Annotated in this window: 18 protein-coding genes; 4 read left to right on the forward strand and 14 right to left on the reverse strand. The window is 55.3% G+C overall.

Annotated elements, in window-relative coordinates; genetic code table 11:
- Window positions 1-9: 9 nt before the first annotated feature.
- From RHPLAN_RS28750 to RHPLAN_RS28810, 14 genes are all read right to left on the reverse strand, one after another.
- Window positions 10-1,761: a carbamoyltransferase family protein gene (locus RHPLAN_RS28750; protein ID WP_068031988.1), complete on the reverse strand. Its 1,752-nt coding sequence runs from the start codon at window positions 1,759-1,761 to the stop codon at window positions 10-12.
- Between the two features lie 49 nt (window positions 1,762-1,810).
- Window positions 1,811-2,581: a glycosyltransferase family 2 protein gene (locus RHPLAN_RS28755; RefSeq protein WP_068025561.1), complete on the reverse strand. Its 771-nt coding sequence runs from the start codon at window positions 2,579-2,581 to the stop codon at window positions 1,811-1,813.
- A 25-nt stretch (window positions 2,582-2,606) separates the two neighbouring features.
- Entirely contained in the window at window positions 2,607-3,800 is a 1,194-nt protein-coding gene (locus tag RHPLAN_RS28760) for a glycosyltransferase (protein WP_084245780.1), read from the reverse strand.
- A gap of 50 nt (window positions 3,801-3,850) precedes the next feature.
- The gene (locus tag RHPLAN_RS28765) at window positions 3,851-5,290 is read right to left on the reverse strand and encodes a hypothetical protein (protein ID WP_068025567.1); all 1,440 of its coding nucleotides are present in this window, start codon (window positions 5,288-5,290) and stop codon (window positions 3,851-3,853) included.
- Window positions 5,291-5,350: 60 nt separating this feature from the next.
- A complete protein-coding gene (locus RHPLAN_RS28770; RefSeq protein WP_198164543.1) occupies window positions 5,351-6,130 on the reverse strand; it encodes an FkbM family methyltransferase in 780 nt (259 codons plus the stop codon).
- Window positions 6,131-6,164: 34 nt separating this feature from the next.
- A complete protein-coding gene (locus tag RHPLAN_RS38675; protein ID WP_442971790.1) occupies window positions 6,165-7,412 on the reverse strand; it encodes an ABC transporter ATP-binding protein in 1,248 nt (415 codons plus the stop codon).
- Between the two features lie 13 nt (window positions 7,413-7,425).
- Window positions 7,426-8,250, reverse strand: coding sequence for an ABC transporter permease (locus tag RHPLAN_RS28780; protein WP_068025574.1), 825 nt, complete (start codon window positions 8,248-8,250; stop codon window positions 7,426-7,428).
- Between the two features lie 29 nt (window positions 8,251-8,279).
- Entirely contained in the window at window positions 8,280-8,957 is a 678-nt protein-coding gene (locus RHPLAN_RS28785) for a YdcF family protein (RefSeq protein WP_068025575.1), read from the reverse strand.
- A gap of 37 nt (window positions 8,958-8,994) precedes the next feature.
- Window positions 8,995-10,110, reverse strand: a complete 1,116-nt coding sequence (locus tag RHPLAN_RS28790) for a glycosyltransferase family 4 protein (protein WP_237180224.1) — start codon at window positions 10,108-10,110, stop codon at window positions 8,995-8,997.
- A 19-nt stretch (window positions 10,111-10,129) separates the two neighbouring features.
- Window positions 10,130-11,959: an asparagine synthase (glutamine-hydrolyzing) gene (asnB, locus tag RHPLAN_RS28795; RefSeq protein WP_068025577.1), complete on the reverse strand. Its 1,830-nt coding sequence runs from the start codon at window positions 11,957-11,959 to the stop codon at window positions 10,130-10,132.
- Window positions 11,960-12,553: 594 nt separating this feature from the next.
- Window positions 12,554-13,648 (reverse strand): 50S ribosomal protein L11 methyltransferase, encoded by a 1,095-nt coding sequence (locus RHPLAN_RS28800; RefSeq protein ID WP_068025581.1) that lies wholly within the window; start codon window positions 13,646-13,648, stop codon window positions 12,554-12,556.
- A gap of 16 nt (window positions 13,649-13,664) precedes the next feature.
- Window positions 13,665-14,192, reverse strand: coding sequence for a lasso peptide biosynthesis B2 protein (locus RHPLAN_RS41070; RefSeq protein WP_084245786.1), 528 nt, complete (start codon window positions 14,190-14,192; stop codon window positions 13,665-13,667).
- Between the two features lie 35 nt (window positions 14,193-14,227).
- Complete coding sequence (locus tag RHPLAN_RS28805; protein ID WP_084245788.1) at window positions 14,228-16,165, reverse strand: asparagine synthetase B family protein; 1,938 nt, start codon at window positions 16,163-16,165, stop codon at window positions 14,228-14,230.
- Complete coding sequence (locus tag RHPLAN_RS28810; RefSeq protein WP_198164545.1) at window positions 16,162-16,461, reverse strand: PqqD family peptide modification chaperone; 300 nt, start codon at window positions 16,459-16,461, stop codon at window positions 16,162-16,164. The genes RHPLAN_RS28805 and RHPLAN_RS28810 overlap by 4 nt, the downstream gene beginning before the upstream one ends.
- 485 nt (window positions 16,462-16,946) lie before the next feature.
- On the opposite strand from RHPLAN_RS28810, the gene RHPLAN_RS39800 reads away from it, so the two are divergent.
- The 4 genes from RHPLAN_RS39800 to RHPLAN_RS28825 all read left to right on the forward strand — a co-directional run bounded on the left by RHPLAN_RS39800 (window position 16,947) and on the right by RHPLAN_RS28825 (window position 21,820).
- The gene (locus tag RHPLAN_RS39800) at window positions 16,947-17,837 is read left to right on the forward strand and encodes a phosphoenolpyruvate carboxykinase (ATP) (RefSeq protein ID WP_157100557.1); all 891 of its coding nucleotides are present in this window, start codon (window positions 16,947-16,949) and stop codon (window positions 17,835-17,837) included.
- 57 nt (window positions 17,838-17,894) lie between these two features.
- Window positions 17,895-19,085 carry a nucleotidyltransferase domain-containing protein gene (locus RHPLAN_RS28820; protein WP_084245790.1) on the forward strand — a complete coding sequence of 397 codons (1,191 nt, stop codon included), beginning with the start codon at window positions 17,895-17,897 and terminating at the stop codon, window positions 19,083-19,085.
- 243 nt (window positions 19,086-19,328) lie between these two features.
- Entirely contained in the window at window positions 19,329-19,676 is a 348-nt protein-coding gene (locus tag RHPLAN_RS39805; protein ID WP_157100558.1) for a hypothetical protein, read from the forward strand.
- Between the two features lie 614 nt (window positions 19,677-20,290).
- Entirely contained in the window at window positions 20,291-21,820 is a 1,530-nt protein-coding gene (locus RHPLAN_RS28825; protein ID WP_084245792.1) for a sugar transferase, read from the forward strand.
- Window positions 21,821-21,882 lie beyond the last annotated feature (62 nt).

Here is a 21,882-nt window from a genome sequence, read left to right on the forward strand (position 1 = left end):
TCCCGAGAGTCATTTGTCATCCGCGCGGCGCAGCATCGTGTCGCCAATCACCAAGATATCCATCTTGGTACGCAAGAAGCAATCGAGCGCTTCTTTTGGCGTACAGACCACCGGTTCGTTTTCGTTGAACGACGTATTGAGAAGCATCGGAATTCCCGTGACGCTGCAAAATCGCTCAATCAAAGCATGGTAGCGCCGGTTAGCATCTCGCGAGACAGTTTGCAGACGTCCTGACCCGTCAACGTGGGTAACTGCAGGAATGAGATGCCGCTTTTCCCTGCGAACTTGAAATACCTGCATCATGAACGGAACCGCATCATTCTCTTCGAACCAATCATGGACACATTCTTCAAGTATCGAAGGTGCAAATGGCCGGAATGATTCGCGACGCTTAATTTTAAGGTTGAGGACATCTTTAATATCTGCGCGGCGGGGATCGCACAGGATCGAGCGATTACCTAACGCTCGCGGCCCCCACTCCATGCGACCTTGAAACCAGCCGACCACTTTTCCGTTAACGATCGCTTCCGATACTTTTTGTAGAAGCTTCGGCTCGTCGCGGATTTCCTCTACTTCACAGCCGGCATTCGAAATTTCGTTCCGGCGCGTCGCTACAAGCTGCTCGACGGAATCCCTATCGAATTTCGGCCCCCAATAGGCGTGGTTCATGACGAATGATCGCTCGCCGCCGAGCTTGTGCCACAGCGCAAACGCTGAGCCAATCGCTCCTCCGGCGTCGCCCGCGGCGGACTGCACGTAGACCCGTCGGAATGGCGTCATTCTGCGCACCTTCCCGTTGGCGACAGAGTTCATCGCGCATCCGCCCGCGAGCGCGAGTTCATCACATCCGTAGCTCTCGTATAATCGACAGATTAAATGGAAAAACGCTTCCTCATACATTTCCTGAACGGAGCGGGCCATGTCACGATGACGTTCTTCAAGCGGCTCATCGGGAGCGCGTCGAGGACCGAGTAGCTGCTCTAATGCCGGCGCAAACAGCTCGCTAGTTTGAGGTGGCCCCCCGGCCCACTGATAGGCCACCGTCTCCCGATGATGCCGGAAATACTTCAAATCGAGCGCGTACGAGCCGTTGGGCTTAAGTGCTATGATTTGACGCATGGCCTCCATGAATACTGGTTTCCCATAAGGTGCCAAGCCCATGACCTTGTATTCATCGCCGTAATGGGGAAACCCAAGATATTGGGTCAATGCCTGATAGAAAATTCCTAGCGAGTGAGGAAAGTAGACCCGGCCATCAATAGCAATCTCGGTGCCCCTACCGATGCCCCAAGCTGCACTCGCAAAATCCCCGAATCCGTCCACAGAGGCCACCACAGCCTCTCGAAATGGAGACACATGAAACGCAGAAGACAGATGGCTTAAGTGATGCTCGACAGGATGCAACTCACCCCGGAATTTTGAGTCGGGAAAGTTCTCACCAAGTAGCTCCGGTATCCCCAGTCTCGCCCGTCGATTCCTGATACGGTTGGCCACCAGCGACGCAGATGGCCGGTGCCTGAGAGCATAGGCGAATTTCCGCAGCAGATTGCGGCTGCTGTCCTGGTTAATGGTAACGTGCGTGACATCAGCGAGGTCAATTCCCGCTTCATGCAAGCAATATGTGATCGCCTGTGTCGGGAAGCCAGCCCAGTGCTTGACGCGACGGAAGCGCTCTTCTTCTGCCGCTGCAATTAACCTGCCGTCGCATATTAGTGCCGCGGCAGAATCGCCATGGAAGGCGTTTAGGCCAAGAATGATCATGATCCAGTTGACTACTCGGAGGTCGGAAGGGCGAGCCGCCGCTCTCAATTCACCGAATCTGGCGCAGACGGCAATCAATAATCGCGAGCGCAATTAGCGATTCCGCAATCAGCCGCTCGAGTGCGTAGTACCAGCCCGCCCAGCCGTCCAAAAAGCACCGCTTTAGAACAAGGGTATAGAGGAATACCAGAATTGGTGCAGGCCAAGCGGCGCGACGAATTCGATCACTCCAGTTCAAAGACTTACTATCGGATGCCAGCAAGTGCGCAGCTTCTAAGCGGGCGTAGCGCCGTTGCGATTCAAACCAGCGGTCAAGCGGCTTTCGATCATCGTGGAATATTACGTTGGCTAGCGGTCGAACAACACCTGGTAGAACAACTCGATGTCCGTGGCCCTCGTTGCGGTACACAGCACGATCCTTGCGATAGAGAACGGCTCGTGCAGGATAGAGCGTGCCGCGAAGCGGCTTTCCGAAGATACGATACACGAAACGTGCCTTGTAGCCACTTGTGGTCGCCTCGGGATGCAGCGCACCCAACTCTTCAATCAACGCATCACTCAGTTCGTAATCAGCATCGAGGGACAGCACCCAATGCGTGCTCACCTGCGAAACACCGAAATTGCATTGGTTTGCAAAATCATCAAAAGGACGGTGAACAACATCGACACTAGGGTATCGCCGCGCAATAGCGAGCGTCTCGTCGGTGCTGCCGCTGTCGACCAGCACAATCCGTCGCGCCCATGACAGACGATCGAGCGTCCGCGCGATATTCTCCGCCTCGTTGTAAGTGATAATTAGTGGCGTGATGTCGTCAATCATAGCACCACACTCAAGCTGCGGCCGATCAATGGGAGTTCCGTGAACGCATTTTCCGTCCTGCCTCTGCGATCGACCCATACAGTTCAGCAAACCGTTGCGCGATACTGTTCCAGGACAAGTGGACACGCGCGTATTCGACGCCCGCGGTCGCCATACGGTGCCTAAGCTTGTCGCAGTTCAGGATTCTTAACAACGCGGTAGCTAGAGCTTCAGGATTGCCGTCCGCAATTTCGCCGGCGCCACTCGCGGCAACGATTTCAGCCGCCCCCACCTGTGCTGTAACGACAACAGGAAGTCCTCGAATCATCGCTTCGGCGACAACGTTGCCAAAGTTCTCCGACAGCGAAGGTAGAGCAAGCACCTGCGCACTGGCAAAAAGTGCTTCCCTATCGGCCCCAGTTAAGTGGCGCACGACAAAGCGTACACGCTTTGCCACGCCGCAAGATTCCGCAATCACTTGCAGCTTCGCAGCCTCGCCATCTTCATCGTTACCAGCAATCACCAACCGCGCCTCCGGCATTTGCGCCAGCGCATGGAGTAAGCGATCCAGCGCCTTTTTCCAATTGATGCGGCCAAAAGCCAGAATTTGAAAGCCCGTTGCAACGGCGGCCCTAACATCTGGTGAGATCGCACTCTCGTCCAGTGGCAGGGGAACATCGACGCCGTTGGGGATGATGGCTGTGGGGGCTCGCGCCAATCCGAGATCTGCAAGCGCGCGCCATTCCTCCTGTGAGGTTAAGTGGATGGCCGAAGCGCCCGATAAATTGTCGCGCTCAACCAAATTGATCCAAGTGCGCTTGATAAACGAACTTCGCGCCTTGATTAATCTGCGGTCTAACATACCCCGAGGCGACAGCACATAGGGCACCCGCGCCGATGTCGCACAGCGAGACCCCTGCCACGTCGGATATAAAAAAACTGAATGCAGATGAACCGCATCGAACCCACTAATTGTCGCCCTGCAATATGCTGCAAGTTCTGGCGACCAATACAACCGCCGAAGATAACGAGCGCGCGCATAGTGCACCAAAACACCGTCCAGATTGACCGGCCGATCGTGCGGCACATCGCTGTCAAATGGCCCATCCACGCTCGTCGTGAGCACGTGTACGTCATGGCCAATATCCGCCAAGTTTCTGCAAAGCGAATGGACTGAGTGGATTGGCCCGCCGTACCGGTAAGCCGGAATATACGTCGGCGTAATGTGAAGAAGTCGCACGAGTTTAATTTACCCGCACTCGAGAATGCGCAACCAAGGCTTAAGGCCTTCTAGGATGAATGCTGAAGCTGAAGACCTGGTGAACCGACCAACCCGAACGGCCTCAGCAGTGGCGGAAGAACGAAGCGCACCAAAATTAGACTTATGACGAGAGAAGTGAGAAAGCCGCCAAGAAGTTTGATCAAGGCTTCTCCGAAGTCACCGACCGTTAGCGCGACCATGGTCGCGGATCCATAGACCACTATAACCGGACTCTGTCGTTGCGCCATCACGAACCGTATACCCCAGCCAATGCCTAGGCCGAGAAGCAACGAGACGAGCAATGCACCGGCTAGCCCGAAATCAATGTACAGTTCTGCAAGATAACCGAGACTCACCGAGGTCTCGCGGCCGGTTAAACCGAAGGGTATACCGGTAATCTTCTCTGTTAATTCCGTATCGCTCGGCACTGGTGGTTTATCAGGAAACAAGAATCGTGGTTGTATTACGTGCAATAAAGCTTCGCTGATCTGGGCGCCGTTCTCGTGGGGAACTCGCGCTGGCACATTGCGCAGTGTAGAAGCAAGAAAGTCGACATATCCCAATCGGCGAGCAAGTTTGTCAAAGCCCTGCGCCATAGTATCCAAGTTTACATCGAAAAGCTTATCTGCCAGATAGAGCAGCCGATCCTCGACGGGCACCAAAGCAATCTGTTCCCCACCTCCTTGATTCACATAATCTCTGTAATCAATTTTGATTGCCGACCACCAAGCACTGAGCACTACGAGCGCTATGCCGGTAATAGCCCCAGCGAGCAAGGTACCGGCCTTCAGCTTCGGGGCAGCGGAAGCGATGCCCACGAGAATGACAAAAAAGACCAGCCTAAAATCGCCGAAGAAGCCCGTAAATCCTTTGATGATCTCAATGGTAACGATGGGCAGCCAATATTTGATTTTACCCTGTCGTTGCGCGAAACAGACGCAGGTAAGCATGAACACGCCAATCCATTGAATTCCGCTGGCGGCCAGCATCGCCTGAGTAAGCCCAGCCGATACTTCAGCCAGCCTTTCGAAGACCGTCGACAGCGCGGTCACAAAACAACAAAAGAAGAATGTTTTTCGAACCGACAAAGTCTTGGCTTCGTAGTGGAGAGCGGAGTTCGGCTCTTGGAAGCCCAATCTACTGATAAGCAGGCCGATAACGAACGAAGTCAATCCACCAAGGGCAAACCAGGTCGCGGTTGTTAGATTGCCAATGTACAGCGATACTTCCTCAATCGGCACACCGCTCAAATTGGCGTAAATCTGCGGGGTAGCGATCTGCGCAAATTGCGTAAAGACCGGCAAGATAACAATTGGGGCAGCGCCCGCACGCCACAACGAGCCTGCAAATAAAGCGCCGGCGGTTGCAAGACAAAGGGTAAGAACGGGGTCATCGCTGCCAATGGCCGACGCTGCAATCACGAAGAAGATTAATAACGGCACCCCAAACATCGTGTTTGATTTGAGCATGGATAGCCAATCCAGGCAGCTACATCGAAATCGGCAAAACCGACGAGGACATCTTAACGACTACGACTTTTCAGAACCGGCAGTCGGCGCAAGAGCGTACAGCGCATTGGAGACGGAAAAGAACTCGCCGTCGGCAACGACATAGTCGCAATATGAAGCGATAAAACGATATCCATAAGGGATAAGAAAATTGTCAATAGGCGCGAGCGCCCCTCCTGATGCTCCGTTCCTAATATTGATATCGTAGAACTCGAAATAGATGAACTGAATACTTCCTTGCATCAGCATGGCGCTCGCGCCGCGCAGCACATCTAGATCGAACCCTTCTGTATCTATTTTTAAAATATCAATCTGATCAACTTCATGCGTGCTGCAAAACTGATCAATTGTCGTACATTGGACCGGAATCTGAGTGCATTTTTTGTTAAACCTCACAGCATATGGAGCATCAGGCACAAGACTATTGATATCTGACTGGTCGTACTCGAACATTGTTTTTGCGCCTTGCTCGGATCCGAGCGCAAAGTTCACTAGTTCAACATTTTCTGCAGTTTTCATATTTTCCTGAAGCCGCGAAAATGTCTTCGGGTGCGGCTCGAAGGCTACAATCCTGCCGGCGGGAAACCGCTGCTGTGCAATCTTGATCTTTGCTCCATCATTCGCGCCGACATCAAAAATCACATTAATCGGACGTCGCCACCTCTTACTCAACCTCTCAATGTCAAAGAACACATCCAGTCCGTACTTGTCTTTTGATACGACAATACATTCTTTTGATACGACAATACATCCAAAGCGCGCCAATATTGATTTCACTGGACCAGAGAATACAGATCGCAATCGCATCACCCTACCTGCGACATCTGTGAAGACTCTATCCGCATCGGCTCATCTCGCTCTTCGGAACAATAAAACCGTGGTCCGGCGCATGCTGCGCTGTTCGACCCGATAAAGGCGATTCCGTGACATCGAACGAAACACAATCGCGGCAGAATTCGAAAGTTTCAAAGTAGCTCGGACCGATCCACGCGGTTACCCAATAGCGGCCAGGGATGAGCGGTGGCAGCGCGATTTGGCATAGGTAAGTCCCGTCCAATGCGTTCGCAGCGATGCAAGGCCCGTTTGAGGGGACAACATGCAGCAAGTTCAAGCCCAATTCATTCGAAACGTGAAAAGCGACCATCGCCGCTCTATGAATATTCCGACCTACAAGAGTTATTTCAATTGCCAAGGTCAGATCTGGTTGCTCACCACTGAGCGCAGCCGAAATACTTTTGAAGCCCAGCTCCGTGATCGCTTGATGATGAGGTCGAAGCCAGGAGTTGGTACCACCGGATCCATTTCCCTCCGCATACAGGCGAATTCCCGATGCAACGTCTTCGAAAACGGTTGCGCTTCCCCCTGACAGGACGATCGTGCGATTGCACAGATTGCGAACCGCAACCATGTTGTGGCTAACAAAAAGAACCGTTCGCCCTTGTTGGGCAACCGCCGTCATCTTGCCCAGACATTTTTGCTGAAATTGCGCATCACCCACGGCCAACACTTCATCGACTACCAGTATTTCCGTCTCCATGTGGGCAGCAACGGCGAATGCCAAACGCACATACATCCCGCTGCTATAACGTTTAACAGGCGTATCGAGAAACTTTTCGACGTCAGCAAAATCGACAATCTCATCAAATTTTCTCCGAATTTCCTTTCGAGACATTCCAAGAATGGCGCCGTTCAGATAGATATTTTCGCGCCCGGTCAGCTCGGGATGAAACCCCGTACCAACTTCAAGCAGGCTTCCGACTCGTCCTCGGAGTTTCACAAGCCCAGACGATGGCTCCGTGATACGGCTGAGAATTTTTAAAAGTGTGCTCTTGCCCGCGCCATTCCGACCGATGATGCCTACAGCTTCACCTTGTTTGACCTCGAAGTTTACGTCCTTCAGGGCCCAGATATCCTCGACTTCGTCGCCCTGAACGATCTGTCGGCCAGCAACCAGATCGGAAGCCTTCCGGAGAAAATTGCGGACTTCGCGACTGACAACATCGCGTAGTGCCGTATAGCGCTCTCTCTGCGCGGACTGGTGCCCAATCAGATAGCGCTTCGACAGATTTTCGACGCTGATCACTGTGTCTGGCATATCAAATCAGATCGGCGAAGCTATGTTCCATTTTTCGGAACTGACGGACGCCAAGCCAAAAAAACAAAAGCGTCACGAGCAGGCTGATGCCCAGAGAAGGAAGGTAGAGTTGACTCTCGCCACCCAAGATACACCAACGAAATCCATCAATGACGCCAACGATAGGATTCAACGAATAAAGCAGGCGCCATTGCTCAGGCACGATCTGCGAACTGAATCCGACCGGCGAAACGTAGAGCCCAAACTGCACGATAAACGGAATGACATAGCGCACGTCGCGGTATTTGACGTTAAGCGCGGTGAGCCACAAACCTGGACCTAAACTCGCAAAAAATGCCAAGATAACGAAGCCTGGCAGCGCGAATATCTGCCATCCTGGCACGAAGCCGTACCAGATCATCAGCCCTATCAGCATCGTGAAGTTGATTGCAAAATCCACTAAAGCAACGCCGACCGCCGCCAGCGGCACAATCAAGCGGGGGAAATACACTTTGCTGATCAGATTAGATGCTCCAAGTAAGCTGTTTGAAGCATCGGCGAGTGCGCTGGAAAAGAATGTCCACGGCAGCATGCCAGCAAAAACCATGATGGCGTAGGGCGCCGACCCTTCCGATGGCAAATTAGCGAGTTTGCCAAAGATCACCGTGAACACGATCATAGTAGTGAATGGCCGGATCAACGCCCAGGCCGTACCGATTATTGTCTGTTTATAACGGACAGCGATATCGCGCCAAGCAAGAACTTGGAACAATTCCCTATAGCGCCAGAGGTCTCGCCAATAGTGACGTTCGGCGCGGCCGGCTTCGATGACGATTTCCTCTGTCATTTCTATATGCGGATGAACGGCGAGCGTACTCAATAGCGAAGTCGATAAACGAAATACTTGACGACTTCAGATGGAAAAGCGAACGCGCCGCTACTGCTTTTCCACCAATCGCGCCGTGTATATTGTGGCGGATCAAATGACAGCACGGAAACGCGCGCGGCGGTGCCCGTAAGCGCTCGCTTCATCGTCCAACGTACCCGTCTAGCGGAAAAAATCTCTGTTGGGATGGAAATTTTTGTAACTTCGTGACGATCGACCCACCTCTTAAGCGCCAGTGCTTCGTCTTGGGTGCTGGTGTTGGACACACCAAATGTCTCGATCGCCTCAGCGGGCACTCCTTCAAGAAGCAAGACGCGGCGGTTCGCTTCGGTGTGCCCAGGGCTCGCACCGATTCTCGCCGCCCGGTCATCGTCTACCTGTGACACCAGCACCTTTCTGACCAGCCCTTTGCGGTAGAGGTCCGCGGCCTCAAATGGGCGCACGTCGAGCCCACCGCCGAGCACGACCGCTACATCAGCTGTGCCGATCGGATCCGACACAATCCAAAGTTTGGCAGCGGTTTGCAGGATGGTCTCTCGCCCAACGATCGCACCACCACTGAGCAAGCCCAGCATTACGGCGGCTATGAAGAGCCTCCGAGCGCGACGGCCCAACCGCCGATCGCTTTGACGCGACGGCCGCTTGGCATCGCCGTCTCGCAGTTCCATCAGCACGGATAGACCCCAAGCCGTACGAACATTGTCTTCAAGACGAAAGCTGCGTGGTTACGGGCGACCCTATGAGCTGCGTGAGCCAGCCTTCCACTCTTTCCTGGAACCTGGCGGAGCCGAACGTCTCCACGTCGTCAATTCTGCGTCGCTCTCCCGGCGATTGCAGCGCATCAACGATGGCAGCATAGAGTTCACTTGGGCTTTTCGGATCGACAAGCCGGCCCAGGCGTCCATCCAGCAAAGCTTCGCGAGAGCCATCCGCTCGACTTCCGATTACAGGCAGGCCGCATGCCGCCGCCTCGATCAGCACAATACCGAACCCCTCGCCGGTGCTCGGCATCACAAAAGCGTCGGCTAGATTGTAATGCGCGACCTTTTCCGCCTCAGGAATCTGACCGGCAAACACCACATTACCGGAAACTCCCAGCTCCTTTGCCTTCTTCTCGAGCCTTCCCCGGTCATCGCCGCCACCAACAACGAGATATTTCAATGATGGAAAACGCTCCACCAATCGCGGCATCAGCTCAATCACCTGATCAAATCCCTTATAGCGCTCGGCGGACGCCAACCTGCCGACCGTCAATAAGACAGTGCTCCCCTGTAGGCCGTAACGCGCAATCAGGTTCGGCTCGCGTGTCAGCGGTAGAAAACGTTGGAGATCGACACAATTCGGCAAAACGAACAGCCGTTCGAGCGGCACCCCGGACCAGCTCGCAAACCTCGCTGCGGAGTAACGGCTCACCACCAAGCCGCAATCGATCAAGCGCGCCAATCGCTTGACCAATAACTTGCGAGACGGCGTCCACGCTTCGATGCCATGAACGATGAGGGCCAGCTTTGCTCGGCAGACTCGCGCGAGAAGCCATGCCGCGGGAAGAAGGTGCAAATGCCCACAAACCACAAGCTGTGGTCGATGACCTCGGCAAACATACCCAACGAGACGTCGAATAAAAGCAACCCGCCCCCGTGCCGCCGCGCGATCGTATACCACCCTTTCCGGAATGCTCTCTGGAATGGCCATCGCGATCAGCCGTGGAAAAGCGTGAACCCGGGCCACGGCGCTGCATCCGTCAAGAGCTTGGAGAAAGTCGCGGTTGAATTTGGCGATGCCACCTGCCCCGCCGTAACCGTCGGTAAGCAGCATCAGCACGTTCAAGCTATTGCCCATATCAAGCCGCAACCGCTGACGGCATTGCTCGAGCAGTAGCGCCAGGCCGCTTCTCGAACAGACGATGGACTTCGGACGCCCAGCCGCGCAGACCTCGCGCTGACGGTTCAGACTGACTGGAAATCCATGCCCTCACAGGAGTGGTGAAACCAGTCTTGGCACGATTGACGATCGATGGCGACAACTTCCGAGCACATGCTGCAAGATCACGCTTATCGGGTGGTGTGTTCGAAGAGATGGCGGGTCCTACACGCCGCAACAGATGTGTATCGACAAACGGCACCCTGACTTCCAAACCATGCGCCATGCTCGACCAGTCGGTGTCGCGCAGCAACTGATTGCGCATGTACCAGCAAGACTCCAGTGCAGCGATTTGCGCATGCTGACTGACGCCGGCTCTACGGAGAGGATCGATCGATGCATTAATTGCCGCGATGCTCGACAGCCTCTGTAAACCTTCACTCAGCCAGCTTTCATCGAGCAACGCGTCCAATTCGCCCTCGACATGCAAGGCACGCCGCAAGAGATAGGCGTTTGCAACGCCCTTTGAATGCGACAGTAGCCCGGCAGCTTTGGGTGGAATGCCCGGCAGCGGTAGCTTTGAAAGCCACTTCTCGACGACACGCCCGAAAGAATCTGAAGCCGGAATCCTCCGCCCCCACTTCAGCAACGCAGGAATTTGGCTGAACGACGGGTAGCCACCAAAGAGCTCGTCACCACCAAGGCCGGAAAGTGCCACTTTCAGTCCCTGCTTCGCCGTCGCATGGCTGATCAGGTAGGTGTTAAGCCCATCGATCGTCGGCTGGTCCATGCTGGCGAGAAAATCATCGAGCATCCCATAGAATTCGTCACGGCCGATCCGAACCGTCGTGTGCTCGCTGCGCAGATCCTTTGCAGCCAACTCCGCGAGCACAGCCTCGTCGTTCGCGGTGCCTGCATATTCTGAAAACGCCAGAGTGACGGTGCGAAGCTGCGTTCCGAGTTCGGCGGCCAATGCCGCAATCACATTGGAGTCGATGCCGGCTGACAGAAAGATTCCGACCGGCACGTCCGCCACCAGATGGTGATGGACCGAATCGAGCAGGAGCTGGCGAAGCTCGCCTTGCTGCAGCGGCTGAACTGGATGCGCAATGAAGAGGTCCTCGATCTGCTGGAATGACCGAGGCGATGCGGCTCCCTGATCGACTGCAATCCTTTGCACGCGACCAGGAGGAAACATTTCAATTCCGGACCACCATGAAAATGGCTCCGGCACGTGTCCCCACAGATAGAAGCCAACCAACGCGGCAGCGTCACGTTTGGCATCGGGCAGCACAACATTCGCAAGCGCGCGCGCCGAAGACGCAAACCATACTGCACCACGATGATGCGCGACGTAGAGCGGCTTGATCCCGTATGAATCGCGGGCGAGCCACAACTCGCGTGCTTTGCTGTCCCACAGCGCCAGCGCAAACATTCCGCGAAGCTTCGGAAATGCAGCCTCACCCCACGCGCTGACTGCATTGATGATGACTTCAGTGTCGCTGTTGGTACGAAACTCCAACCCCAAGCGCTGTAATTCGCTTCGCAACTCGCGGTAATTGTAGATTTCGCCGTTGAAGCTGATGCGCCAGCGTCCACTGGCATCCGACATCGGCTGCGCGCCACTTGCGCCAACATCGATGATGGCGAGACGCCGATGCGCCAGCGCTATCCGCTTGTCCTCCGCCACCCACAGACCCGCGCCGTCGGGGCCTCGGCGCCACTGCCGGTCGCTCAGACGGACAACGGTGTCCTGATCAATGGCAGCGGCATTCCAGTCAACTCTAACCGCGCCTGCAATTCCGCACATCGGCGTCTAAATCGTCCGAAAACGCCAGGAGGAGTGGTCTGGATCCATCGTGTACATTTTCTACGAGCCGATCCGGCTTGGCTGTCATGCCCCAGCAACTAGCGTTCGGAGCCGCACACCATCATCTGCCTGCGCCAAGACGTCTCCAAGCTACCGCACTCCGGGTGAAAGGAAATTCCCCCAAAGTCGGCGCTTTTCGGCTTCGCACGCCAATCGCGTTGCGAGCAGCCACCATCCCACGCTGAATCCAATTTCTATGATAATATCAATACGTTAGTGCAACGATAACACGCCATCAATTGACGAGAATCTTAGCTAATAGCGTGAATTTTCATCGTGAAGGCAACGGAACCCGGATCACCACGCTTTTGGGCCACGCGCCACGTCACCTAAGTATTTGATATTACAATTCAATACGAACCAACGAAGCACACCGCGGCGAACTGCAGATGCTCGGGAAATTGCGCTCACTTCTCGAACTCCGCCGAAGGCAGGTTCGAGACGATGCTGGAGTGCCGATATTCCCCTGACGCCATCGATGCATGGTCCAGCAATTTGAGCTTTAAGCCGAGAGCTTGACGCATCAAAGCAAATCTACGATCGCTGCCAAATCCGAAGCGTGTTCCGATCATGCGAACCTGTTACATGAATGTTCTGGCCGGCCGCGCATTCGAGCGAATGCTCAAACGGATAAAACAGCGCACCTAAAGACGAAGTACTCTGCGCCGGAGGAACGCTTTCATATGTTGCATGATCGTCGAGCTCCAACGATATCCATTGAGCAACTCCATTGGCTCGACCGCCGCGTGATGCCAATTCGGCCTCTGATCGGGCCTCGGGGAACGGCCCTCCAGATTCGAAATCGAAACGAAAAAGATCTATTGGATCGCCGCATAATCTCAGAGACTCTTTTTCGTCGTGAATCCTGTAACAGGGATACGCCAGCATTCTGAAGGCCGAGAGGTCAAAGCCTTCGATAGCATCCATCTCGGCATAGGAATGAAGGTGCTCCGCGAGAGCCACGCGAATGCTCCCTCGCGCGGGAATCACCTGGGTGTCAGGTCCTGCAAAATGGCGAACCGCGTGTTCAACGGTCGCAAGCGCGCCCGCACCTACGAGCGTCCTCGACAGATTGTCCCACAAGATAAGATCTGGGCGATCTACAAAATCAGATCCGATTTTCAAATCGAATGACGGCTTCGCCAAAACGCGAATTCGCTCGCCGAAGCCATTTTGCGCCACGACCGCTGCAACAGCCTTGGCCACAACGGGATTGCTCTCGCATGTGATGACCTCGGCAGCACCGGCGCGGGCAGCCATTAAAGCAAACAGGCCTGTTCCAGAGCCGATATCCAGGACTCGACAGCCCGGCCGGATCGCGCGGCGAAGCGCGCCCTCGTACAACTGATGGCGGGCAGTGTCTCGAACCAGAGACGCGTAATAATTCGGGACTTCCTGACTCAACACTTCTGCGACGAGCACGCGAACCTCAGCCTCGCCTGGCGCAAGAGATATCGCGTGGGTGCACAGCTGTCTGGCAATCTCCTTCTCGCCTTTCGCCGACAGCGTCACGGCCATGCGGGCCATAAGGACCGGCTTATCCCGGGTCAACTGAATCAGGCTTGCCAGTTCCCCACTAACGCGCGCGGCTGGGTTTGCACTTCCGTCTGTCTTCTCAATGTCTGCCAAGCTTCATTTCTCCAGATCAGCCATCGACAACCCGTCGCGGAAACGAAGCGAGCACCGAGAATTGCGCTGCATTTTCGCAACCAATCACGTCTTGGTGTCCAGCGCGTACCCAGACATGCGCGGACAATCCGGACTGATCCTGAGCAACTCCGTAGTAAAGTGTGGAGGCTATCCCGCGCCTTCGCAGCATGCATTGAGCGGTCAGACCTTGCTCGAAACAAAGAGTGCGCCATGGGGCTCTTCGAGAAGCGGCAACGATCGCCCACCGAACTTGTTTGAGCCGGAGCCGCGTAACGCTGACTGATAGTGACGATTGCCGTACAGGTCGAGCAGCCAAATCTGCCGCCTTACGAAACGGCAATACCGCGATCACAAATCGAGTTGCGGCCAAAAAAATGAAAGCTTCGAGAAAAACTGGGAAATCTCGCCAAGGCAACCGCCACAGCCTTCGAACATCGCGCATCGTAGCGACCTCGGTATATCGACGGGATTTCCGAAACCGGCGGCTGACCACCGACAAAAGAGCTGACGATGCCGATTTCATGCGCGCGCTCACAGGCTCTCAAAGTATACCCAACCTCAGCGATTACTTCCGGTGGTTCGGCGCAAGAAGTGTCCGGCTGAAATTCCACGCAACAGCGCATAACGGTAAGGCATGATGACGTCATCACGACCCCAGCCGTCGGTAGGCCACTCTTCGATCAACTGACGCAGCCGTGCTAAGTCAACAGTTTTGCTGGCTGTGGGAGACGCCTTCAGACGATCGATTTCGGCTGCAACATCTTGCCGGGCGGCAGTGAGGTCTTCATGCCAGTCCGCCGCTATTAGCCCCTTACGCGGTTCATCGAGCACCACTCGCGGAAGACGATCAGCAAGGGCGTGGAGTGCCAACGCCCTTTGTTTACCGTCGCGAAGAAACTGCTCGGTCGGCACCGACAGGCAAAACTCAAGCAATCTCACATCGGCCGTAGGATCGCGGGTATCAACATGCCAGCCCCCCAAGGTCGCTTTATTATAATTTCCAGGATCGGCCCGCTGTATTACCCAGGTCCGCATCGCAACCCCGCTCTTCCACGGACGATAGACAATATCTAAATTTTTTGCCTTTGCGCGAGCCGGAAGATCAAGCTCGAGCAGACGCTTCTGATTGATCGCAGCGTAGTCTTGAACCTCGTAAGCATGCCCGGTGGCCAGCTTGTTGAGCTGAACCCAAAGCTTCGGGGGACACCACGGGCCAAGCGTATTTGCGAGAATACCTCGCCAACGCATTCTACCGGCAGAAACCAGGGCATTCGCTTCTTTCCATAAGCGTAACCATCGTCCGCCTCTCAGCAATTCAGGCAGCAATTCGAGCCCGTTGTAACTCAACCCCATGTTGCCGAGATTGCCGTTCAAGCAGACCTTGATGTTCCGGCCATTGACGGCGTTGTTAAAACTGTGGGCCCACGCCGTACCGCATATGTTGAGCATAGGCCGATCGAGAAGATTGAAGAAGCGATCGAGATCGGCGAGCGGAGAGCGGCCTTCATTAGGCACGAGAATATGCTCGATATTCGGGTAAAGCGCCGCCGTCGCGGCAGCGAGACGACCTTCATCGACAATGCGGTTTCGTGGCGTCGGACCGTCGTAGCCCGCGCGGGGAACTCCCGTGAAAGCCAGGAGCTTGCGACCCGACGGCGCGAGCAGCCGCGCTGCCGTGGCTGCCACCGCTCCACTATCCAAGCCGCCGCTTAGGAAAACCCCCAGATTGCCTGTGCCCCGTAACCGGCATTTTACCGCCTCATCCAACCGTTGACGCAACGCTTCGGCGTATTCCGCCGGTCCGGAAAGCTTGATGTGGGAATGTTTGGGCTGCCAGTGTCGTCGGGATTTTATCGAAGTGGCCGTGACAATCGATAAGTGACCAGGCTCTACGCGTTCGACGCCGCGAAAGAAACTTTGGGTGCCAGTTTCTGGTATCAACGCAAGGAATTCTGCGACGCGCTCCTCATCAGGCGCGTAAGGCACGTCCGGCAGCGCATGCAACCCCTTCGGCATGCTGGCGAACGCAAAGAATTTGTCGCCGCGGTGATAATGGAGCGGACGCTGCCCGGTCGGATCGCGCGCCAGGAACAACTGTCGATTTGAGACATCCCAGAAAGCGAAGGCGTAATCGCCGACAATATGTTCGACACAGGCCTCGCCCCAGCGTTCAATAACCGCCAACAGGATGGCAGCGTCGCACAGATCTCGAGCATGCGGAGCGGGTATCTGTAATTCCTCAGCTAGCTCATCTCTGTTATCCAACCGCACATCGGCGACAAGAACATATCTTCCCTGACCACCGACAAGCGGTTGCCGGTCAAACACATCCTCAGGAAGAGTGCGCATCAATCGGCGACCGAGCGCTACGTCGCCCCTGGACCATTGTCCGCCGTGATCTGGTCCATAAAGCTCTTGCGCCCGCAACATTCGGGCGCAGCCGTCGGCGGCATCGGGGCGACGATCAAAGCGCCACAAACCCGCAAGCGCCGTCATTTCGCTTCAGAGGTCTTGATCATTCCCTCGGCGCGAAGCTCTTCCAGCAAGTCGAGAACCTGGGAACCGCAAGTGTCGGAATCAACCTGATACTCATCAACAAGGATTGCACAAACGTCAGCGACGCGGGTCGGCGTGGATAGCAATTGCCATATTCGAGAACCAACGCGGTTCAGGCCGTAACAGGTGCCCCGTTCGATACTGAGGGCCACAATTTCCTGGTTAACTTCAGCCTCAACGAAACCGTCGTGTCGCCCAACGAATGTATCCAGTGTGATGCGATCTGACTTGGCCACGGCTCTTCTTTGCACCTCGTCCTTGGCAGGATCAAACAGGTGCAATGTCCGTTATGCAAAGATCTTGTTAGGAGTGGTTACCACCCGGCCCGCATCCCCCGCCGGCTCCGTCGTTGCATGGGGCGCCGCCATTCTGAGCCTCGTTTGCTGCAAGTCGACGTAAGGCCGGACGCTCCCATAAGGAGCGACTATCCCGATTTTCATGAGACACGGCGAGCTTGCGCTCAGAATTTTCAATCATCTAAACACCCGAAATTTTCTCCCGCATCCATCTATATAATCGCTTGCAATTTGGAATTTCGCAAGTGATTAAAAAAATCACATTTCTTTCAATCGGTTACAGGAAGTCCTCGAGAGACAATCCCGTTTTGAAGCAGCCCGAGGCGTTCCGACCCGTTAGGACATCCTACCAATCAACCGTGTAGAAATTTGAGCGAATGAAAGCGCCAATCGGACCAATGTCGTATGTTTTAGCGGGATTACGGGTGTCGTCCGAACTTGAGATCCCCAATCTTGCGTCTGCGCCAATTCACGCAACCCGCCGGCCAGACGTTTGCATTCGACGCGCGGCAGTACAGCGGTCGCTCGACGCAGCTGATCCGACAGCCTCGCTCGAGTGGGAGTACGACGGCAACGAGTTTTTGCTCAATATCTCGAACGTGGCCCGTTTTCTGATCACACCGGACGAGATCGTTGTCGACGAGGCCCCGCAGAGCGATCCGGGCGACGTCTCTGCGTATCTTCTCGGCACTGTTTTTGGCGTTTTATGTCACCGGCGCGGAATCACCCCCCTCCACGCCTGCTCAATCGAGACTGCCAATGGTTGCGTGGCATTCGTCGGCCCTTCTGGAGCCGGAAAATCGACATTGGCCTCCGTTCTTGCCGCTCGAAACCACAACGTGATTGCTGATGATGTCTGTTTCCTGAGTGTTGTCGAAGGCGGCCAGATTCATTGCTGGCCGGGCGTAAACCGGCTTCGCCTCTGGGAAGACGCCATGAAGTCTCTTGGGCGAGATCCCGAAACCGCCGAGCGAGAATTTCGCGGATACAACAAATACCTTGTGCCTCTCGGCTCGCCAAAACGTCCCGAAGTACCGCGCCGGCTTCGCGCCGTTTATCAGCTCGAGCCAGCCACCGAGAAGGAAGAGCAGAGCGCGATTCTTCGCTTGAGCGGCTCCGTTGCTTTCGAAGCCGTCATGCAAAATATCTACCGACTGAATATTGCGGAGCTGATGGGCTTGAAACCCAATCTGTTCAAGGTCGGATCCACGATCGCAAATCACGTTCCGATATTTCAATTCCGCAGGCCGATGAACTATGGTGCGCTGTCAAGTGCAATCGATGTGTTGGAAGACCATCTGCGTCAACATGGCTGACAGTGTTGTCGGGCCGCCCATGGCGCTGTTTTTGCGGTTCTCATTGGATGACATGCCTTGGCAATAAAGCCTTCAGCAGAGCTCCTGCTCACCGCGGCTTGCTCGATCTGGCCGCCATCTGAAAGCCGCTCCCAGGCGATACATCAAGCCGCACAGGCGTCACTGGATTGGAACCACTTCCTTCGTGTTGTCGCGCGTCACCGGGTGACCGGGCTCGTAAGAGAGGCTCTTTCAAATTCACTGTTTGTGGCACCCGAAAATGTTGTAGCGGAGATCAATTCTCGCGCCACAAGGCTGGTCCGTGACAACCTCGCTCTCGCTGCAGAAGCAATAAGACTGCAGCAACAGTTTTCAAGCGCTGGCTTGCCGGCGCTGTTCATCAAGGGCTCCTCACTCGCCATCCAGGCTTACGCCAACCTTGGTCTTCGAGAGAGCAAGGATCTCGATCTTTTCGTCCCGCCAGACCTCTTGCAAGACGCAATAAAGCTGCTGGAGAGTTCTGGATATTCCCGCGTTGATCCTCCTGCATCGGCCAGTGATGCGCAAATGCAGCTCTTGCTGCGGCTACGAAAAGATCTGATGTACTTCAACAGTGCGCGAGAGATTTACATCGAGCTGCATTGGCGGCTGCTTTCCAACCCTTACTTTATGGATGAAAGCAGCCTCATGGCCTCTTCGCGCGTGGTGCCGATCACCGGCACGAACGCATTGCGCACCCTCGGTCGCGAGGATCTGTTTGCATACTTGTGTGCACACGGCGCGCAGCACTGGTGGTACCAGCTAAAGTGGCTGGCGGACGTCGGCGCTCTGCTTGCGGCTGACCTCGACTCCGCAGAGCATCTATACAGGTCGGCCGAACGCAAAGGGGTCGGCCAGGCAGCCGCTCAAGCGATTTTGCTTTGCGAGCGATTGCTGCGAACACCTGTGCCGGGGGACTTGACGGCGTTTTTGCGCAAACGTCCATGGATGGGATGGTTGGAAGCGACTGCGCTTCACGCAATAACGGCGGGGTATGGCGCTCTTGAGCCACGCCAAATTCCACTCGGCACGACGCGTGGCAGTCTATCTTGTTTCCTTCTCGGCAGAACGTGGCGCTATCGACTTGCAGAACTGCGCATCCATCTTGTTTCTGAAGGCGATATCTTGACGCTCCCGCTACCTCAGAAGCTTGGATTTTTGTATCCGCTGTTGAGACTGCCGCTCTGGGTGTGGCGCCAGGTGATGCGGCAAAGAGGCTCATCTCGTTGAAGCCTAACGCCAGCTTCTCATCGCGCCCCGCGGCAGTTGGCTAAAAGCGTGATGGCATTTGGCTGAATCGGTTCTGGATTCCCCAATTAGCTTGTATGGATCAAGCAGCAGGACCACGTTGATCCTTCCCGCCTGATCTTCATCGACGAGACCCGGATCAGGACCACTCGGGCACCGCTGTGCGGTCGGACCTCGCGTGGCAACAGCCTGATCGCCAGGGTTCCAGCCGACCGCCGGAAGACCATGGCCGTGCTGGTCGAGCTACGCCACGACCGAATCACAGCACCCTGGCTGCTCGAAGCCCCAATCGATGGCGAAAGCTTCACCACCCGCTCCCCACGTTGCGGCACGACGACATCGTCATCATGGACAAGCTCGCAGCCGCCCGGACAGGATCATAGCCAGCTCATCCGCTCGACCGGTGCCAAGCTGCCTGTTGCCAAAATACTCGCCAGACCGCAGCCCGATCGAACAGGTATTTGCCAAGCGTCTGTTGCCCAGGGCATCGGGCGAACCATCGAAACCGCGCGCGCCGCCATCCGCGAGCTTGTCGCCGCTTTCATCATCATTCATGTGCAAACTACTTCATAATTACATCTTATGGATTCGAACGGATTTTTCCCAAGCACTAGCTGCGTGGAGCCATGGGGCGAATCGTCGAAACCGCCTGCACCGCCGGCTTCTCGCGGCCTCATCAACATTAATACGTGAACTGCTTCATAAACCCAGATTATGAAATCGAACGGGCTTTTGCCCAAGCATCAGCTGCGCGAGGGCAATCGGACAAATCGTCGAAGCCGCTGCCCGCTGAGCTTCTCGCGGCCTTCATCAACATTAATGTGTCAACTGCTTCATAAACCCAGATTATGAAGTCGAATGGGTTTTTACCCAAACATCAGCTGCGCGACGCCCCCCCACCTGTGCCGCTGAGTTTCTCGCGGCTTTCATCAACATTAACGCGCCAACTATTTCATAAATCCGGGTTATGAAAATGCGTGTCGAAAATTCCATTTAGTAATTCTCATCCGTATTCGTACTAACCAGTTCATACTTAATCGCTTATTCCATAGCGCTCCAATTGTCCGTAAAAGCGAGCCAAATTATAAGCAAGCTGTAAACACGTTGACGGACTGCAGAGCACGTGTGTTGCGCTGCCCGAATCCAACGGAGATGCAGACTTTTTCTTTGGTGAGATTGCGCCGCTTATGCGTTTCCCGTCGTCATCCTCGTTTGGCCATCTGCGATCGCGGCTGTCGATCCTTGATCTCGTATGCGCTGCTATTGCTCCTGCATTGGCGCTCGTCCTGACTGACGCTTATATTTTGTCAGCTCAGAGCGTGCACCTGGCGATCCTTTACTGCTGCGTTTCATTTCTGACTTCGGCAATCGCTTTATTGGCCTTTCGCGTCAGTGACGGCATCTCGCCGTTTTTCTCGGTTCACGACGCCCTCAATATTGTAAAGGCAGTCGTGTTTGCGCAGCTCTCGACCGAGATCATCCTATTTCTGATCACACGTCTCGAGGGCATCCCGCGCTTAAGTCTTCTCATTCAGATCGTCATGCTCGGTGCCGGCCTGTTTGGCATTCGCGCTGCCGTACTGCTGTCCAGCCAAGAGCGCACGATTACCGGACCGTCTGATCAAGCGGGCGTCGATCACGTGATCATCATCGGCGCGACCAAATTGGCATCACAGTACATTCAATTTGTTCGCAACTACACCGCCGGCCGCCGCCGGGTTGTCGCCGTGCTCGATCCCGATCAGAGAATGATCGGACGGGCGCTTGGAGGCGTGCCGGTCGTCGCACGCCCGCAAGATCTGGAGGCGGTGATCGATGACTATCAAGTGCATGGTATCCGTACGGACCGCGTGCTGATCGGAACCGACCGGGCCGACCTTCCTGATGTTGTTTTCAACGCCATTCAGCTCATTTGCCAGCGACGCGAACTGCATATCGATTTCATCAGCCAAATCGTCGGCCTTTCGGATCTGCCGCCGCTGCAACCGCGATCTGAACCGGCCAGCAATGTTGTGCCGACCACAATCGAGCTGAAGCCCTATTTTCAAGTCAAACGCTGGATCGATTTCTTTGGCGCATTGATCGCAATAGTCGTGTTGTCACCGCTGTTTCTATTGACCGCCCTCTTGGTCTTGCTGGATGTCGGGTCTCCGATATTGTTCTGGCAGCAGCGTACCGGTCAGAACGCATCGAGCTTCCTGCTTTACAAGTTTCGCACCCTGCGCAATCCGTTCGATCGCTGCGGCAATCGCTTGCCTGAAGAAAAGCGGCTGTCCCCAATCGGGAAGCTGTTGCGTGCAATGCGGTTGGACGAGATGCCACAACTTCTCAACGTCTTGGTCGGCGACATGTCGCTGATCGGCCCGCGCCCATTGTTGCCGGTGGACCAACCCAGCGCCGCAAGCTTGCGCCTTGCGGTGCGGCCCGGCATCACCGGCTGGGCCCAGGTGCACGGTGGCAATCTGCTGACGGCTGACGAGAAGGGCCCGCTCGATGACTGGTACGTTTGCAACGCGTCGCTGTGGGTCGACATGCGGATTGTTGGCCTGACAATTCGTTTGCTGTTTACCGGCGAAAAGGCCGCTGCCGCCCAGATGCGAATCGCGTCGAGCAGTCCCGCCTTGGCAAAGACAGTGCAACAACGCACGCGTGAATCAGGAGCCGAATTGCTCCGGCCCATTGATCCGGCACCCATCCGGATAAGCAAAGTCAGTTGATATCCAACGTTCGTCCTGTGGTTACACAGCGAGGGGTCGCCAGCAGTCCGACTTACTAAGGC

The sequence above is a fragment of the Rhodoplanes sp. Z2-YC6860 genome, from assembly GCF_001579845.1.
Lineage (GTDB): Bacteria > Pseudomonadota > Alphaproteobacteria > Rhizobiales > Xanthobacteraceae > Z2-YC6860.